The organism is Paenibacillus ginsengarvi (assembly GCF_003626695.1).
Classification (GTDB): domain Bacteria; phylum Bacillota; class Bacilli; order Paenibacillales; family NBRC-103111; genus Paenibacillus_AB; species Paenibacillus_AB ginsengarvi.
In genome coordinates this window covers 111961-130411 of sequence record NZ_RBAH01000017.1, presented here as the reverse complement: position 1 = coordinate 130411, position 18451 = coordinate 111961, and the positions used below count along the sequence as shown (strand labels likewise).

The 18451-nt window shown below is 56.7% G+C and carries 13 protein-coding genes and 1 other annotated feature; of the genes, 11 read left to right on the top strand and 2 right to left on the bottom strand.

Annotated elements, in window-relative coordinates; genetic code table 11:
* Positions 1-89: 89 nt before the first annotated feature.
* Together D7M11_RS21965 and D7M11_RS21960 are read left to right on the top strand one after the other, a co-directional pair.
* Complete coding sequence (locus tag D7M11_RS21965; RefSeq protein WP_120749410.1) at positions 90-1277, top strand: HEAT repeat domain-containing protein; 1188 nt, start codon at positions 90-92, stop codon at positions 1275-1277.
* A gap of 20 nt (positions 1278-1297) precedes the next feature.
* Positions 1298-1765: a DinB family protein gene (locus D7M11_RS21960; RefSeq protein ID WP_240041243.1), complete on the top strand. Its 468-nt coding sequence runs from the start codon at positions 1298-1300 to the stop codon at positions 1763-1765.
* Positions 1766-1916: 151 nt separating this feature from the next.
* On the opposite strand, the gene D7M11_RS21955 is transcribed toward D7M11_RS21960, so the two are convergent.
* Positions 1917-2768 carry a helix-turn-helix transcriptional regulator gene (locus tag D7M11_RS21955; RefSeq protein ID WP_120749409.1) on the bottom strand — a complete coding sequence of 284 codons (852 nt, stop codon included), beginning with the start codon at positions 2766-2768 and terminating at the stop codon, positions 1917-1919.
* Between the two features lie 599 nt (positions 2769-3367).
* On the opposite strand from D7M11_RS21955, the gene fabF reads away from it, so the two are divergent.
* The 3 genes from fabF to leuS all read left to right on the top strand — a co-directional run bounded on the left by fabF (position 3368) and on the right by leuS (position 9127).
* Positions 3368-4612 carry a beta-ketoacyl-ACP synthase II gene (fabF, locus tag D7M11_RS21950; RefSeq protein WP_120749408.1) on the top strand — a complete coding sequence of 415 codons (1245 nt, stop codon included), beginning with the start codon at positions 3368-3370 and terminating at the stop codon, positions 4610-4612.
* A gap of 164 nt (positions 4613-4776) precedes the next feature.
* Positions 4777-5883 carry a DUF3900 domain-containing protein gene (locus tag D7M11_RS21945; protein WP_120749407.1) on the top strand — a complete coding sequence of 369 codons (1107 nt, stop codon included), beginning with the start codon at positions 4777-4779 and terminating at the stop codon, positions 5881-5883.
* A 117-nt stretch (positions 5884-6000) separates the two neighbouring features.
* Positions 6001-6280 (top strand) — a binding site (T-box leader).
* Positions 6281-6676: 396 nt separating this feature from the next.
* Complete coding sequence (leuS, locus tag D7M11_RS21940; protein WP_120749406.1) at positions 6677-9127, top strand: leucine--tRNA ligase; 2451 nt, start codon at positions 6677-6679, stop codon at positions 9125-9127.
* Between the two features lie 89 nt (positions 9128-9216).
* Here leuS and comER read toward each other — a convergent pair whose 3' ends face one another.
* A complete protein-coding gene (gene comER, locus D7M11_RS21935; RefSeq protein WP_120749405.1) occupies positions 9217-10053 on the bottom strand; it encodes a late competence protein ComER in 837 nt (278 codons plus the stop codon).
* 176 nt (positions 10054-10229) lie between these two features.
* Here comER and D7M11_RS21930 point away from each other — a divergent pair, with 176 nt between their 5' ends.
* The 6 genes from D7M11_RS21930 to D7M11_RS21890 all read left to right on the top strand — a co-directional run bounded on the left by D7M11_RS21930 (position 10230) and on the right by D7M11_RS21890 (position 18373).
* Positions 10230-10760 (top strand): ComEA family DNA-binding protein, encoded by a 531-nt coding sequence (locus D7M11_RS21930; protein ID WP_120749404.1) that lies wholly within the window; start codon positions 10230-10232, stop codon positions 10758-10760.
* A gap of 89 nt (positions 10761-10849) precedes the next feature.
* Complete coding sequence (locus D7M11_RS21925; RefSeq protein ID WP_120749403.1) at positions 10850-12142, top strand: homocysteine synthase; 1293 nt, start codon at positions 10850-10852, stop codon at positions 12140-12142.
* Between the two features lie 12 nt (positions 12143-12154).
* Entirely contained in the window at positions 12155-12667 is a 513-nt protein-coding gene (locus tag D7M11_RS21920; RefSeq protein WP_120749402.1) for a deoxycytidylate deaminase, read from the top strand.
* A gap of 98 nt (positions 12668-12765) precedes the next feature.
* The gene (locus D7M11_RS21915) at positions 12766-15342 is read left to right on the top strand and encodes a DNA internalization-related competence protein ComEC/Rec2 (protein WP_120749401.1); all 2577 of its coding nucleotides are present in this window, start codon (positions 12766-12768) and stop codon (positions 15340-15342) included.
* 693 nt (positions 15343-16035) lie between these two features.
* Positions 16036-16545, top strand: a complete 510-nt coding sequence (locus D7M11_RS21900) for a P-loop nucleotide/nucleoside kinase family protein (protein ID WP_120749398.1) — start codon at positions 16036-16038, stop codon at positions 16543-16545.
* Between the two features lie 358 nt (positions 16546-16903).
* Positions 16904-18373, top strand: coding sequence for an arylsulfatase (locus tag D7M11_RS21890; protein WP_120749455.1), 1470 nt, complete (start codon positions 16904-16906; stop codon positions 18371-18373).
* Positions 18374-18451: the final 78 nt, after the last annotated feature.

The window sequence follows — 18451 nt, the reverse complement described above, 5'->3', positions numbered from 1 at the left end:
AATGTTCAAAAAAAGCAGCCAAGGTGCTGCTTTTCGTTCGTTAGTAAGGTATACTTGTCTTACTATTTTGAACATAAGGTAGGGAGACGATGAATCCTTTTGCAGATTTTGGCAGCATGGGGCGCTTTTACTTGGATAACGACTCTTACGGAGCTGCCGCTTTTTCGTTTCACCGCGCGATAACGCAGGACAATACGAATGCAGACGCCTGGAACGGTCTGATTATGTCGTTTACGCTGATGCGCCGAGAGGAAGATGCGCAAACCGCTTTGGCTCGCTACGCCCTCCAGGAAGCGCTTCCTTTCGATAAAAATCTGGTTACGTTCGCCATGATGATGTTCCAGCGCAGTCCGCTCGCGCTGTTTGAGTGGTTCCGTGCCATGTCGAAGCGGTTTGGGCTTACAAGCCAGGAGCGCGAGACGTATGCGCAAATGTCCGACGAGATGGAGCAAAATTACCGCTTGCTGGAGGAAAAGCAAGGGGAGGCGCTGCTGAAGGCGCAAGGCGTGTTCAGTCTGGAGGAGTTCGCCGGACGGGTGATGGAGCTCGATGTGCTTACGAGCGAAACGATCGACTCGCTCTTCACCCGCGCGCAGCAATGGCTGGGCGAGGATGCGGATTCGGCGCTGAACGCCGTCAGGCTGCTGTGCATGGTTCCCGATGCGAGAAGCGAGAAGATGCTGCGCCGGGTATGCCGCAACGAAGACATGAACGGCAAAGTGATCACGCAGGCGCTGCTTTCCCTTCGCTGGCTCGGCGTGAGAGGCAATATCAAAATTCATAAAATGGGCGAGCCGTACGTCGTGAATCTGGACGATCCGCAGCCGGAGCTGACGATTTCGGTGCCTGCGGCTTACAAACCGGCGCTCGACCGGATGAAACTGTGGATCGCCAAGGAGCAGGGTGTCGTCAGCGCAGAGGAGTACGAAGCTCACGCCTCGACGGATGAGCCGGAGCTGCCGCAAGAGCTGGCGGACAAGCTTGCCGCCGCCGAAGTTCCTTCCGCATGGCAGGAAGTCATTCATACGCTCATTCGCGCCTCGTACGACCAGTATTATCCGTTCGTGCCGACGATCCGCAATACGCGCGAATGGAGCAACGCGTTCATCCTGCTCATCAAGCAGTATATCGAAGGCATCGGCGAGCCTTGGCCGTACGGGGAGCCGGAGCGTGACGATACGGCGGTGCTGCACCGCAACTGGATGCTGAGCGCTTATCCCGATTTCAAGGCGTCGATCGAAGCCGCCGCCAAGCTGCGGGCGCTGCTGCCGAAATAAACCGACTGGGGAGAGATACTGTGGAAACGATCATTTTCAGACAGCTCGACATGAATCGGAGCCGGACGCTGCAGTTCGTGTCTGACGTTACCGAGCAGCAGGCCGATATAGTGCCGGAAGGCTTCAACAACAACATTCGCTGGAACCTGGGACATATTTTGACGGTTCAGGAGCGGTTTGCGTTCCGTCTGCTCGGTGAGCCGATGGATTTGCCGGAGGAACTGATGAGCTTGTTCGGAAACGGGACGAAGCCGGCCGACTGGCAAGGTGCCCCGCCGACGCTCGAAGAGCTGCGCAAGCTGCTTGAGGAACAGAACGAGCGATTTCGCGAGCGGCTAACCGGACGAATGGACGACAAGCTGCAAATCCCGTTCCGGGAGCTGGACCGCTTGTCCGACGTACTCATCTTCAGCATCGGTCACGAGGCGCTTCACGCCGGGTACATTCAGGCTTTGAAGCGGGCTGTGGCCGCATCGGGCCGGAGCTGAGCAGGCAACGGCGGTTTGACGCCGATTGGAAAATAAACGGGCAAGCTTTCTAGAAAGCGGCCCCATGAATGGCTTGTCACGGTCCTTCCTTATGCACAAGAGCCCGACGGAGGAGATTCCTCCGCCGGGCTTTTTCGCGTGCCTGCGTATTCTACCTGCGCTCGATGCGATCCATCAGCCGCTTCAGCTTCGCTTCCGTTTCCGAACCGGGCGAAGGCGTATACACGCTGCAGCGTAGATCGGTCTGTCCCTGCACCTGCATCGATGTCAGGTCGAACAGCATTTTGCCCGCCTTCGCATGGCGGAACTCGATCGACACCTCCGGCGCCGGGCTGACGTCGTTTATGTCCCACAGCGTGCGGAAATCCGCATTAAACGAGCTGAGCCGCTGTATAAACTCCCCGTACCACGCATCGCCTACATATTTCCCGTAATAGTAGCGGAATATCGCCAAAAATCCGCGCACGAACTGCTCCCAATTGGCGGCAAGCGTGCGCAGCTCCTTTCGCGTAAACAGCAGCCAGATCATATTCCGTTCTTCCGGAGGGACTTGGGCAAAATCCATAAAAACGGCCGCTGCCGCCTTGTTCCAGCCGACGATGCCCAGCTTGCGGTCGGATACGATCACCGGGCAGCCACGCAGCTCGCCGATGATTCTCTCCAGCGCTTCGGGCATTTTGTCCACGGCTGTGTCCGGGGCAGGCGCGGCGGCGGTTGTCTGCTCCAGAGCGAGCGCGAGCATATAGTCCCGCTCGTCGTCGTTCAGTTGAAGCGCGAAGGCGATCCTTTCGAGCACCTGGGCCGACATGCGGATATCGCGGCCTTGCTCGAGCCAGGTATACCACGTGGTGCTGACGCCCGCGATCTGGGCGACCTCCTCTCTGCGGAGGCCCGGCGTTCTGCGGCGCGCCCCGGCAGGCAGCCCGACCGACTGGGGAGTGAGCTTCGCCCGATGGGCGATTAGAAAATCAGATAACGCCCGCAAGCGCTGATCGGTGTTCATGGACGATCATTCCTTTCGATTCGTGGACGGAGTGTCTTTTCAGGATCGAAGCCGACCGAAGACAGGGAAGCGGAACTGAAAGTTCCGCTATCGCTGGCGGAACAGTGCTGACCGGGCGATAACGGAAGCGGAAGTTCCGTTAAAGTCGCGATAACTCGAGCTGAGCCGAGCGAATGGAGCCATAAAGGAAGTACAGCTTCCTCTGTGCAGGCCTAGTAGGCCCGCGAAGCAGCGATAACGGAACTGGCGGTTCCGCCGAGACAGCGATAACGGAGGCGGAAGTTCCGCTATAGCTGGCGGAATGGCGCTGATCATGCGAAGCGGAAATGAGACCGCCGCTATCAAGGTTACAGCGTAACAGTTTCTTTTGCCCCAAATAACCCCCGCTAAACGGCGGGTCGCTCCTCCTTGAACGATGTCGATGGACGTTCTCTTTTGCCTATCAGTAATTATACCCGTATAAACTATAACTTGTAATAGGATAACACATATGACATGCTACTTGCATACGAGGAGTTTGGCAGCCGGGTGTATCGGTTCCTTCGTGTGGCCGGCTCCCGATTCGACAGTTTAGCAGACGGAGAAAGGGATGGTATCGGATGAAACGGGTAGTTATTACGGGTATGGGCGCCATTACGCCGATCGGGAACAATGTGTCTACATTTTGGGAGGCGCTTGTCGCCGGAAGATCGGGAATTTCCGTGATCGACACGATTGACGTTACGGCTCTCAAAACAAAAATCGCCGGACTGGTGCGCAATTTCGACCCGGAGGCAGTAGTAGGCCGGAAGGAAGCACGCCGGATGGACCGGTTCTGCCACCTTGCGATTGGCGCAGCTGCAGAGGCTCTTAGCGAGTCGGGACTGCTGGCGGACGATAGCGCCGATCGGACGCGGATCGGCGTCTATATCGGTTCCGGAGTCGGCGGCTTGCAAACGCTGCTGGACAATTACAAGACGCTGCTGGAGCGGGGACCGGGCCGAGTCAGCCCGTCGCTGGTGCCGATGATGATCGCCAATATGGCGGCGGCGCAGGTCAGCATCCTAAACGGGCTCAAGGGCCCGGTGCTCGCTCCGGTAACCGCCTGCGCGTCGGGCAACAACGCGATCGGGGAGGCGTTCAAGCTAATCCAGCGCGGCGGCGCGGACGCTGTCGTGGCCGGCGGCGCGGAAGCGACGATCACCGATTTGGCGCTGGCGGGATTCATCAACTCCGGCGCGATGTCGACCTGGGACGGAGAGCCGGAGAAGGCCAGCCGCCCGTTCGACAAGGGGCGGAGCGGGTTCGTAGCGGCTGAGGGGGCCGGCATTCTCGTGCTCGAATCGCTGGAGCACGCTTTGCGGCGAGGAGCGCCCATCCTGGCCGAGCTGATCGGCTACGGCGCCAGCTCCGACGCGTATCATATGGTGGCGACCGATCCGGAAGGGGACGGCGCTTACCGGGCGATGAAGGAGGCGCTGGACGATGCCGGTATCGGTCCGGAGCATATCGACACGATTAATGCGCACGCTACCGGCACGGACATCGGAGACGTTTCGGAGACGAAGGCGATCAAGCGGCTGTTCGGCGAGCGGGCGTACGAGATTCCGATAAGCGCTGGCAAGTCTGTCACCGGGCATATGCTCGGAGCGGCCGGGGGCGTGGAGGCGGTTGCGCTCGTCAAGACGATTCAGGAGGGCGTGATCCCGCCGACGATCAATTTGCATGAGCCGGACCCCGAATGCGATCTGGATTATGTGCCGAACATTGCGCGCAAGGTGCCAGTTACGACGGGGCTTTCGAATTCGTTCGGCTTCGGGGGACACAATGCAGTCCTCGTGCTGCGTAAGTTTGACGAAGAATGAGGACCAATTTCACAGTCCGCACGGGTGTTCCCATCAGAGCGCATTTTTGTTAAAGTAGAGTTCGGAGCTTTTAGATCCCGCGCCGCTGCCTGGCGATTTCCGTTTTTTTTCGGGCCGGGCGGACCGCGCGGGTGAAAGCAGACCGGAGAAGGAGCGTTCTGACTGTGGATTTTTCCGTACAATACTTGTCATTTTTCGTCATTCAAACCGAGGACCAGGCGAACAAATCGTTCCGGCATTACCAGACGCTCGACCGCGAAGCGTACGAAACGAGCGAGCTGAAAAAGTTTTTAGACGGCGAATTCGCCCGCATCGTGAAGCGAAAAGCCGAACGGAATCCACTTACTGAGCAGGTGCCGACGAAGGTTGGCCGGTTTATTGTAGAGCCTGGGTTCGAGCTGGCTGGCAATCCGAACTACGCCTTGTTTCAGCGAATCCGATTTGCCGGGAATCCCCAGGACTTTCTGTACGCCAGCGACGAGCTGGTGCGCGCTTACATGGATACGAGCTCCGTCCGCGGCGGAGCGCTGATCGTCACGGCGGCCAAGCTGAGTAAATGGTTCGACGATCCGATCCTGTTCGTGATGAAATGCGACTTCGAGCCGAAAATCGCCACGATCGCCGACGAAAAAAGCTTGGTCCGGCATGTCGATATGGCGATCAGCGCCAAAAACATCAAAGCGATCCAATACCCGCACATTCCCGAGGAGGGCATGCTCGAGGAATGGGAGCTGAAGCTGCATCAATCGTCTCACGCCCGCTATTTCGAGGATTTTCTCAAGTTCGTCTCGTACGAGCCTTCCGTTCCGGAGCTGGTTAATCAGCAGGTGATGGATATGGTGCAGAACTATATCGAGGAAAAATGGCAGGCCGAGCCGGCCCACGAAGGCAAGCAGCGCGAGGCCGAGGAAATCGAGCTGTGGGCGGCGAGCGAGCAGAGGGAGCTTCAGCAAAAATGGAGCCCGGAGCAGGTCGTCGAGGCAGCGACGCGAATTACCGAGTATCAGCCGGAGCTGGAGCTGAAGTTCAAGCTGGACGGGGTTTCCGTCCGGGCGCTTCTCTCCGATTACGGGCAGTCGGTGCATGTCGCCCAGCTGAACGGACGGTACGTGCTGCTCATCGAGGGAGATTCGTTCCAGTTTGAGAAAGGCTTTTCGCCGGTGGAACTGCTCCATCCGGAATCGTTCGAGGATGTGGCGAAAAAGCTGATCGAGAAGCCGCATACACCATCGGACAGCGGCCGGGGCGGCGATGACGGCGTGCCGTGGTAGCGGCATGTTAAGCGGGAAGCGAGGCCAAGCCTGTCATATCGAGAGCTGACATGCGGGACGGAGCACCTTGACTTTACCGGCGCCTTGCACGTATAATATCTAAAAGTTGTATATCGATCACAGGCTTAGACAAGGAATAGTAGCCTATTTTCATTTCGCAGAGAGCCGGTACTTCGGTGAAAGCCGGCAAATGAGAAGAGCGAACTCGCCTTGGAGCTGACGGCATGACCCGTAACGCGTATCGGCATCGCGAGTGATGCGAAGCATCGTTACCCGAGCGTAATACGGCAAACCGGATCGTAATCCCCGCGTTAAGGGGTTCAAAGTGGGCATAGATCGAAGGACGATCCGTGCCAACTAGGGTGGTACCACGGGAAACAAACCTCTCGTCCCTAGCGTTAGCGCTAGTGATGGGAGGTTTTTGAGCGTTCGGGCACTTTTCTTTCTTGTCGTCCTTTCGGGTATTGGCCGGCAAAGGCGGGGGTATAACGGAAGTATAGTACGTTATTCGCAGGGAAAGAGGGATGGCCGCTCAAATAAAGGAACTGTATTCCGCTATTTGGCGCTTTTGGCTCATATTCGAGCAGGAAGGGGCGAATAGCGGAAACCGGTTCCGCTATTGCAGGCTTACAGGCAGGATAGAACGGGATTAGCGGAAAATAATTCCGTTAAGTTCGGCTACAAAGCATCACATCACTTTTTGGGGTTCAAGTATCGGGGTCCCCGAAAAGTACTCGGACTAAGCTACGAAGCATCACATCACTTTTTGGGGTAAATTTGGGAGGAAACGCTTATGACGCAGCAAACGGGCTCGCACAAAGAAACGCAAGGCTATAACCCGCAAGCGATCGAACCGAAATGGCAGCAATACTGGGACGCTAACAAAACGTTCAAAGTGCTCGAAAACTCGAACAAGCCGAAGTTTTACGCGCTCGACATGTTCCCGTATCCGTCGGGGGCGGGGCTGCACGTCGGTCACCCGGAAGGCTACACCGCGACCGATATCGTCTCCCGCTACAAGCGGATGAGAGGGTTCAACGTGCTGCACCCGATGGGCTGGGACGCCTTCGGTCTTCCGGCTGAGCAGCATGCGCTCGACACCGGCAAGCATCCGCGGGACATTACGTTTACGAACATCGACAACTTCCGCCGCCAGATCAAGTCGCTCGGCTTCTCATACGACTGGGACCGCGAGGTCAGCACGACCGATCCGGACTATTACAAGTGGACGCAGTGGATTTTCCTCCAGCTGTACAAAAAAGGACTCGCCTACGTGGCCGAAGTGCCCGTTAACTGGTGTCCGGCGCTCGGAACCGTGCTGGCCAACGAGGAGGTCATCAACGGTCTCAGCGAGCGCGGCAACCATCCGGTTGTCCGCAAGCCGATGCGCCAATGGGTGCTGAAAATTACCGAATATGCCGAACGGCTGCTCGAGGATTTGGAGGAGCTGGACTGGTCGGAAAGCATCAAGGATATGCAGCGCAACTGGATCGGCAAATCGACCGGCGCGGAAGTCGTATTCGAGATCGACGGACACGCGGGCGACAGCCTGACCGTCTTCACGACGCGTCCGGATACGCTGTTCGGGGCTACTTATTGCGTACTGGCGCCGGAGCATGAGCTCGTTGCCAAGATCACGACCCCGGATCAAGCCGCTGCGATCAAGGCTTACCAGGATAAAGCGGCGATGAAGAGCGATCTGGAGCGCACCGATCTCGCCAAAGAAAAAACGGGCGTATTTACCGGCGCTTATGCGATCAATCCGGTGAACGGTTCGAAGACGCCGGTCTGGATCGCCGATTATGTGCTCGGCGGATACGGTACGGGGGCCATTATGGCGGTGCCGGGCCACGACCAGCGCGACTGGGAGTTTGCGAAGCAGTACGATTTGCCGATTATCGAAGTGGTCAAGGGCGGCGATGTAACGAAGGAAGCATATGCGGGCGACGGCGCGCACATCAGTTCCGGCTTGCTCGACGGCTTGAACAACGAGCAGGCAATCGCGAAAATGATCGCATGGCTGGAAGCCGAAGGCAAAGGGCAAGGCAAAGTGACGTACCGGCTGCGCGACTGGCTGTTCAGCCGCCAGCGGTACTGGGGCGAGCCGATTCCGATTCTCCACCTCGAGGACGGCACGATGAAGCCGGTACCGGAAGATCAGCTGCCGCTGCTGCTGCCGGAAATCGACGAGATCCGTCCGTCGGGCACGGGGGAATCGCCGCTGGCGAACGTGACTGAATGGGTCAATACGGTCGATCCCGAAACGGGCAAGCCGGCCAAGCGCGAAACGAACACGATGCCGCAATGGGCGGGAAGCTGCTGGTATTACTTGCGCTTCATCGATCCGCACAACGACAAGGAGCTCTGCTCGCCGGAGCTGCAAAAAGAATGGCTGCCGGTCGATCTGTACATCGGCGGCGCCGAGCACGCCGTGCTCCACCTCCTGTACGCCCGCTTCTGGCACAAGGTGCTGTACGATATCGGCGTCGTAAACACGAAAGAGCCGTTCTACAAGCTCGTCAACCAGGGCATGATTCTCGGCGAAAATATGGAGAAAATGAGCAAATCGCGCGGCAACGTCGTGAATCCGGACGACATCGTCGGCGAGCATGGGGCGGATACGCTCCGCTTGTACGAAATGTTCATGGGGCCGCTCGAAGCGACGAAGCCGTGGAACACGAATGGTGTCGATGGAGCGTACCGCTTCCTGAACCGCATCTGGCGGTTGTTCGTGAACGAGGATGGCACGTTGAATGCGAAGATCGGCGGCGAAGGTAGCGAGGCGTTTAACCGCACGTGGCACCGGACGATCAAGAAAGTGACGGAAGATTTCGACGCGCTGCGTTTCAATACGGCGATCAGCCAGCTGATGATTTTCGTCAACGAAGCATACAAGGCGGAATCGCTTCCGGTCGAGGCGATGCGCCAGTTCGCCCAGATGCTGTCGCCGATCGCGCCTCACCTCGCCGAAGAGCTGTGGGAGAAGCTGGGCCATAACGAATCGATCACGTATGCGGCATGGCCGACGTACGACGAAGCGTTGACGGTTGATGACGAAGTCGAGATCGTCGTGCAAGTGAACGGCAAAATCGCCGATCGCGTCAAAATCGCGAACGACACGGACGAAGCCGCCATGCAGCAAATCGCGCTCGAGCTGGATAAAGTGAAGGACGCGATGAACGGCAAATCGGTACGCAAAGTAATAGCCGTCAAAGGCAAGCTCGTCAACATTGTCGTAGGGTAACCGATCCGAAATAGAGAACGACCAGCCGCAAACGAAACGGCCGGCCTCGCCAGGGAACAAGCAGTTCCTTATGGCGCAGGGCCGGCCGTTTATTGCGTATGGGTGCCGCTGCCGAACTGCTGATCGACTTTTTCCACGTCCTCGTCGTACTTGGCATGTGTCGCTTCCAGCAAGCGGATAAACGTAGTGTCCAGCTCGCGCTCCATCAGCTCGAGACCGGCTTCGATAATGCCGCCGGGAACCGCTACCCGCTGCCGCAGCGACTCTGGCGTATATCCTCCGGCCGTCAGCAGCTTGCCGGTGCCGAGAACCATTTCCGAGGCGAGCCGGGTTGCCTCCTCCTGCGGGAGGCCCGCTACATGGACGGCGGCATCGACGAGCTTTTGTACGAAGTAAGCGAGAAAAGCGGGGCCGCAGCTGGAGATGTCCGAGGTAACCCGCGTGTGCTGCTCCGAAACGCGAACCGGTTTGCCGATCATGCCGACCAGCCATTCCAGCGAGCCCCGGTCCTCCTCGCTCATGCGTTCGCCGTATATGCATAAGGCCGCGCCGCTAAGCACGCCGTTCGTAATGCTGGGAATCACTTTGGCGACTTTGCACGGCAGCGACGATTCCAGATGCCTCAGCAGAACCGGACTTGTAATCGAGATTACGGTCGTATCCGGCGTCACATAGGGTTTGATTTCATCGACGACTTGTTTGAAAACAAGGGGCCTGACACAAATGAAGATAGTCCCGCAAGTCGCGGCGACTTGCCGGTTCGAGTCTACGGCCAGGAGCCCGGGATATTTGGCAGCCAGAAGATCCGCTTTATGCTTCGAGCGGTTGCTCGCGATAACGGACGACGGCTGCAGTGCCCCGGAGCGTATGAATGATTCGATGAGCACGGTTCCCATGCTGCCCGTTCCGATAAAACCAATCTTCATGCCGCGTATCCCTCCTGGAGAAGTAGATGAGTTTATATCTTATGATTCAGGCGGGGAGAAGGTGACTCGGCGCCAAAACGGGCCCGCCATTTCATTCATGTATATGTAAGGGGAGCAGCGAATATGACGCTTTTGATCCGAAAGCGAACGACCAAGCGGGGGGAGAAAACCATTTGATGAACGTTAAAACGCGCCATCGCTGGGTGGCTGCCGCGATATGGGGGGCGACGGCGCTGCTGCTTTGGGCGATAAGCGGGCTGCTGCATGGCGGCGTCTCGGGCTCCGCGAGGACTGGAGAGGGCTGGATCGTGCGCAATGCCGATCTAGCCGCGCTGTTTACGGGACAAGAGCCGCCAAAATCGGAAAAAACGTCCGCAACGGCTGCGACACCGCAGTCACCGCAACCGTCCCCTAAGCCGCCAACCGCCGCTAAAAGTGCTGCGGGCGCTGCAGGCGTCTCGGGTTCTGCCACAGGCGTAGTCGAACCAAAGTCCCAAAAAGCGGCCGCCGGCGTTCTCGACTTGAACCGCGCATCCGAGTCCGAACTGGACAAGCTTCCCGGAATCGGCCCTTCGAAGGCGAAGGCGATCGCCGAGTATCGGAGCAGGGAGGGGCCTTTTCGAACAGTAGAGGATTTGAAGAAAGTGAAGGGCATCGGCGACAAGACGTTTGAAACGCTGAAGCCGTATATAACGGTTGATCCGTAGCGCCGGTTCTTTTCATTCGTGGGAAAATATGAGACAATATTCGTGGTACTGATTATCGTTCCCATACTAAAGGAGGAAACCGTTTACCTATGAGTGAAGAACGCAAGCTTTCTCTTGATACGCTGGCTGTCCATGCCGGCCAGGAAATCGATCCGACGACCCTTTCGCGCGCGGTTCCGATTTACCAGACGACTTCTTACGGTTTCCGCGATACGGAGCACGCGGCCAACTTGTTTGCCCTGAAGGAATTCGGCAACATTTATACCCGTTTGATGAATCCGACCTCTGACGTATTCGAGAAGCGGATCGCTGCTCTGGAAGGCGGAGTCGGCGCCCTTTCGACTTCTTCCGGACAAGCTGCCATCACGTACTCGATTCTTAATATCGCGGGCGCGGGCGATGAGATCGTTGCCGCCAGCACGCTGTACGGCGGTACATACAATCTGTTTGCGATCACGCTGCCGAAGCTCGGCATCAACGTGAAGTTTGTCGATTCGTCCGATCCGGAAAATTTCCGCAAGGCGATTACGCCGAACACGAAAGCGCTGTATGCGGAAACGATCGGCAATCCGAAGGGCGATGTGCTCGATATCGAAGCGGTTGCGAATATCGCCCACGAAAACGGCATTCCGCTCATCGTGGACAATACGTTCCCAAGCCCGTACCTGCTTCGCCCGATCGAGCACGGAGCGGATATCGTCGTTCACTCGGCGACGAAGTTTATCGGCGGCCACGGCACGTCGATCGGCGGCGTCATTATCGACGGCGGTAAGTTCGACTGGAAGGCCAGCGGCAAATTCCCGGGCTTGACGCAGCCGGACCCGAGCTACCACGGCGTTGTTTATGCGGAAGCGGTCGGTCCGATCGCTTACATTATCAAAGCGCGCGTCCAACTCGCTCGCGACATCGGGGCAACGATCTCCCCGTTCAACTCGTTCCTCCTGCTGCAAGGCTTGGAGACGCTGCATCTGCGGATGGAGCGCCACAGCTCGAACGCTTTGGCGGTCGCCAAATTCCTCGAGTCGAATCCGGCCGTCGAATGGGTTAGCTACACCGGTCTTGAGAGCCATCCGTCGTACAAGCTTGCGCAAAAATATTTGCCGAACGGCCAAGGCGCCATTCTGACCTTCGGCATCAAGGGCGGCGTGGAAGCCGGACAAAAGGTGATCAACAGCGTCAAGCTGTTCTCGCATCTCGCCAACGTTGGCGATTCCAAATCGCTGATCATCCATCCGGCCAGCACGACCCACAGCCAGCTTGAAGGCGAAGAGCTGCTGTCGACCGGCGTAACCCCGGGCATGATCCGGTTGTCCGTCGGCACGGAGGGCATCGACGACATTTTGCACGATCTGGATCAAGCGATTCGTGCGAGCCAGCAGTAAGGAAGTCCCGGTATGAGCAGACGCAAAGATTGGGACACTTACTTCATGGATATCGCCTATATGGCCTCGACCCGCTCGCAATGCCCGCGGCGCCGCGTCGGAGCCGTGCTCGTGCAGGGCAAGAAGCTGCTCGGCTCGGCCTACAACGGCGCGCCGATGGGCGTGCCGGACTGCTCCGAAGCCGGCTGCATGCTGGTGGAGGAGTACGAGGTAAAGGTGGCCAACGGGCGCGAAGAAATGGTGAAGAAGCAAAGATGCATCCGCACGATTCATGCGGAGCAAAATTTGCTCCTGTTCACCGACCGAAGCGACCGGGAAGGCTCCACCGTTTACGTGACCGATCAGCCGTGCTGGACTTGTGCCAATATGCTGGCGAACAGCGGTGTAACGGAAATCGTGTACCACCGGACGTATCCGAAGGATAAGGATAAAGTGACGGAGATGATGGTCACGCGCGGTATCCGTTTCCGTCAGTTGGGAGATTACACGCCTCCTTCGGGGATCGATGGCGAAGTGACTAACTGATCGCTTACGGCGGTAATCCCGCCTACCGCGGCTGTTTGATACGAATCAATAAGAGAGCTGTGGGGAAGCACCTCCGAGACTAGGGGGTGCTTTTTGTATTGGAAACGAAAGTGTACGATGTGAAGCATCCGATCAAACGGCCGCTTGCGACGGCTGCGGTCCTGTGGACGGCCGGTACCGCGCTCGGCGGTGAGCTGCCGCAGGGCTTGCTGTCGTGGAAAGCGTTCATGCTTAGCGTGGCGCTGGGCGTCATGCTGGCGCTATTCGCCATACCGGGAAGGCGGATCATCGGCTTGCTGCTGGTCGTTATGGCGGCGGCGGCTTACTACCAGATATATGACGCCAAAAACGTGCCTACGATCCCGATGCCTTCGGTTGTCGAAACGGAAAGCGGCGATCCGGCTGCAGGCAGTGTCGGGCGCGAGGTGCGCCTAACCGGAGAAATCGCCAGCCGAGTAGAAGTCGATGGCGACAAAGTATCGTTTGCGCTCCGGTCGCAAGCGGTCAGGCTGGACGAGGAGGAGCCGCTGCAAGCAAGCGACACGGTGCAAGTATCGGTGAGGCTGCTGCAGCAAGAGGAGCAGGTGCGGGCGCGGACGATGGGACGCGGCGACCCGGTAACGGTCAGCGGTGTTCTGAAGCGGCCGGACCTTCCGCGCAACTTCGGCGGCTTCGATTATCGTCTCTATTTATACCGGAACCATATCCATTGGCAGCTTTCGGCGAAAGGGCTGGACAGCGTGCTGACGGAAGCAGAGGCTGATGAAGAGGAAGTGGAAGGTTCGCTGCTGGCAGAGCGGCGGAATCGTTTCGCATTCGTCCCTGAACCAGTCCGCATCATGCGCTGGAACGACGATTTGCGAAGCCGGCTCGGTGCCGTATTCGATAGCTTGTTCCCCATGGGCGGACCGGATTCCGGCTATTTGAAAAGTCTGGTCATCGGCTTGACCGACGATATGGACCCGGAGCTGTACCGGCATTTTTCGCAGCTTGGCCTGACGCATATTCTCGCGATTTCGGGGCTGCATGTCGGCGTTTTCGTGGCCGGCTGCATGTGGCTGCTGCGCCTGTTCGGGCTAACTCGCGAGCGCATACTGACGGTAACGCTGCTGCTCGTTCCGTTTTATGTCGCTATTGCGGGAGGATCGCCGTCGGCTGTTCGCGCAGGCATTATGGCGATGATCGGACTGTATGCGGCAAGAAGGCTGCTGTGGAAAGATGCGCCGAACGTAATCGGCCTCGCAGCGATTTTGATGCTGCTGTGGGAGCCTTATTTTTTATACAACGTAAGCTTCCAATTGTCATTTCTTGTTACGACCGGCTTGATCGTCGGCGTTCAGCGCTTTTCCCGGCTGCTGCCGATACGGAACAAATCCGTGAGCTCCTTGCTATCGATTACGATCGTCGCACAAGTAATCTCGTTTCCGGTCACGGTGTACTATTTTAACGGCATATCGCTGTTATCCATGCTCGCCAATCTGGTGATGGTGCCTTTCATCAGCTTTGTCGTACTGCCGCTCGGGACGTTCGCCTTATTGGCCGGACTTGTATCTGTCCATGCAGGAGCGCCGTTCGGGTGGATCGTGGAGAAGGTGAACAGACTGACTTTCTGGCTGATCGATTACGCCGCAACGCACGACCCGTCTCAGTTCATATGGCCAAAACCGTCGATTGCATGGATTGTCGCTTATTACGGGCTGCTCGCGGCGGTTTACGCCGGTGCGATCCGCTGGAAGGAGGAGCAGAAGCCGCTGCTTGCCTATGCGGCCGTACCGCTAATGATGGCGCTGCTCTGGTTCGGCTACAACCCGGACATGCTGGACCGTGACGGTAAAGTAAGCTTTATCGATGTCGGTCAAGGTGACGCGATTCTCATCCGGACGCCCCAGCAGCGGCATGTGCTTATTGACGGAGGCGGTACGCTGTCGTTTCGCAAGCCGGGCGAGGAGTGGAAGGAGCGAAGCGACCCGTACGAGGTCGGCAAAAAGCTGCTCGTCCCGCTGCTCAAGCAACGCGGCGTGCACCGAATCGATCAGCTCGTCATCAGTCATCAGGATCAGGATCATATCGGCGGCTTGCAGGCGGTTGTCGAACAAATTCCGGTGACAACGATCGTGATGAACGGAACATGGAAAGGCAACGCATCATCGCGCAAGCTGTTCGAAACGGCCATGAGGAAAGGAACGGCGATCGTTAGCATCGCGCCGGGCGGGCTGACGCCAGTAGACCGCTATACGAAGCTGACCGTCCTGTCGTCCGGCGGCGGCAAGCCAACGCGCGTGGCGGAGGAGCAAAACAACGAATCCGTCGTCCTGCTGCTGCAGATGCGGGATGCGCGTTTTTTGTTTACGGGGGATATGAGAGCGGAGGACGAGAAGGAACTGTTGGCCGCTTGGCAGACGGCTGCCGCAGAGGAGGAAGTCCCCGAGCCGGTCGATGTGATGAAAATTGCGCATCACGGTAGTAAAACGTCGTCATCCGGTGAATGGCTGTCGTATTGGAAGCCGGAGAGGGCCGTCATCTCCGTAGGGCTAAACAACAGCTACGGCCATCCGAATGCCGGGGTACTGGAAAGGATCGCAGAAGCCGGCAGCGTCATTTACCGCACGGATCGTTCGGGAGAGATCGTTTTTACCGTTACACGTACCGGGTTAACTGTCGATTCCAAGCTGTAGCGTCAGCGTACAGTGGAAATGATGGGACGGCATCCGACTATTACTTTTAAAAATAAGAACGTGTATTCTCTCATCTGTGGTATAATTTGGTTATGGGGTATTGGAACTCGGAGGAGGAATCAAGGTTGACGGAAATCAAGCATTCCGTACAATATCTTTCCGGGATCGGAACGATTATAGGCGTGGCAGCAGTTATTTTGTTTTCTACCATTAGTGCATCTAGAACATGGGGGAATCCGGACGGTATAAAATATGCTCCGTTTATAGGTGTTCTACTATGTTCGGTTGTATTGTCATACGGTTTGTACAGAAGATTTATGAAACCGACTGAGATCGATCTGTATCTATCTAACGATCATGTCTTACTTAACGGAAATACGATTCAGGCGGGAGATATTAGGATGATCATGTCTTACTTAACGGAAATACGATTCAGGCGGGAGATATTAGGATGATCATGATCAAGGGGTACTTTAGACCCGTAATTGGAATACTGCCATACGGGAAAAGGATCGTCCCCTTGAATACGGCTTTCAGATTTTCAAAAGATGAAGATAGAGGGCTCTCGGATTTGACCAAATGGGCAGAGAGAAACCATGTCCAGTTGATCCGCAAATCATTCAAACATGGCTATAAGCCGATCGGCTGAAGCTTGGCCGGATTTGAAAAGGCAGCCGTGGAGGAGGAACCTATATGCTGTATATTTTTGGCGGGCTGCCAGGCACCGGCAAGTCTACGTTATCGGCGGCTTTGGCCAGGGAGCTTCGGGCCGCGTACCTTCGCGTCGATGTCGTGGAACAGGCTATGCGAGCTGCCGGAATCACGATTAACGGTCCTGAGGGTTATGTCGTGTGTTATGAGATGGCGAAGCAGAATCTTCGTTTAGGCCTTGATGTAATAGCGGACACGGTCAACCCTATTCGCATTACGCGCGAAGCTTGGCGCGGCGTAGCGGAGTCTCTTGATATTCCGTTTGTCGAAATCGAAGTGATCTGCTCCGACGAAAATGAACACAGGCATCGGGTGACAACGCGTAAAACGGATATTCCCGGCTTTACTCTCCCTACGTGGGAGAAGGTTAAGAACAGACATTATGAGGCTTGGGACCGCGATCGTATCGTTATCGACACAGCTCACCAAACCGTGGACGAGAGCTTGATGGCGTTACGTGAACGGTTAGGTCTGAAGGGTAAAATGCTATGACTCGAATCGGCAACTCCATTCTGAAATGGAGTACGTTTTCCTTTTGCCTCTATACTCTACTAACAATTCTCGCTTGGTTTATTAACGATTTAGGGTGGAAAATGGGTGTGACGGAGGGAAGCTACCAAATATACGCAAACTTCATTTCAAACGCTCAGTTCTTCTTCAAAATGCTGCTTGGTGTAGACGATGTGATTAATTACAACTTTAGACTTTTACCGTTTCTTATGGGGGCAGTCGTTTGGATACTAGTCGCCATTATCTTTTGTAACCGGAAAAACCGTGCTGTCCGTTGAAGGAGATCCAAACGTTGTCGCCGAAAAAGGAAACAACGATCCGCGGAGGAGAGACAACAAACGTGAAAAGACCGAATATCGTACTCATTATGACGGACCAGCACCGTTTCGACGCGCTCGGTTGTTACGGCAACTCCGTGATCGAAACGCCTAACTTGGATTCGTTCGCTCGGGAAGGTACCGTATTTACGAGCGCGTACTCCTGCACGCCGTCCTGTGTGCCTGCCAGGACATCGCTCATCAGCGGTATGGACCCTTGGCACACCGGAGTACTCGGTACCGGCAAAGGGCAAGGCAAAATGGGCGGGAATTTCAAACATACGCTGCCCGGAGAGCTGTCCAACTCCGGCTATTACACGCTCGGAATCGGCAAAATGAACTTTTCCCCTCAGCGGTCTTTAAACGGCTTCCATCATACGTCGCTGGATGAGATGGGCCGGGTGGAGTCGCCGGATTTTGTGTCGGACTATGCAGAGTGGTTCGAACGTAATAAAACGGGAGATTACGGCTCGGTCGATCACGGCATCGATTGGAATTCCTGGATATCCCGGCCGTTTCACGCTCCCGAATTTTTGCATCCGGTTAACTGGACGGCGAATGAAACGATCCGCCTGCTGGCAAAACGGGATCCGACGGTGCCGTTTTTCTTGAAAGTTTCTTTTACCAGACCTCATTCGCCTTATGATCCTGTTCCCTATTATTTCGATATGTACCGGGAGAAACCGCTGCCGAAGCCGCTCATCGGGGATTGGGCCGGCATGCACGATCAGCCGGACGACGCGCATTCCCCGAACGCATGGAGAGGAAAGCGAAGCGATGAGGAGATCCGGCGGGCTCGGGCCGGTTATTATGGACTCGTAAGCCAAATCGATCAGCAGATCGGGCGGTTGTTCGCCTACCTGAGACAGATCGGCGCATGGGAAAACACCGTTATCCTGTTCACCTCCGATCATGGGGACATGCTGGGCGACCATAATCTGTGGCGCAAAACGTATGCGTATGAAGGCTCCGCCCATATTCCGTTCATCGTCCGGCTTCCGAAAACGATGCGGCATACGTATGCGCTTCCAAGGTTTGTGGACAAGCCGGTTTGCCTGCAAGATGTTATGCCGACCCTACTCGAAGCGGCCGGGATTTCTGTGCCGGATACGGTCGACGGAAAAAGTGTGCTGCCCCTGCTTCGCGGAGAAGACGCCGGCTGGCGCGAATTTGTACACGGCGAGCATTCCTGGTGTTATTCGGAGGAGCAGGAGATGCAGTTTTTGACAAACGGCCGCTGGAAATATATTTGGTTCCCGCGTCTCGGAACGGAGCAGCTGTTTCATCTTGCCGCCGATCCCGGAGAATGCCGGGATTTGTCCGCCGATGCGGCATACGTCGGGCAGCTTGCAGCTTGGCGGGAACGTCTCGTTCGGGTTCTCGAACCTAGAAACTGTGGCTTTACCGAGGGTGGTCAGCTTGTATGCCAGGCCGGGAAACCGCCGCTTGTGTCGCCGTATTACAAGCTAAGAACGGATTCATCTGACGAGTAGCGGGTACGAGAGAATAAAGACACCACGACGGCAGCCGGTCAGAAGGATCGGGTGCCGTTTGTCCGCCGGCAAGAGTGA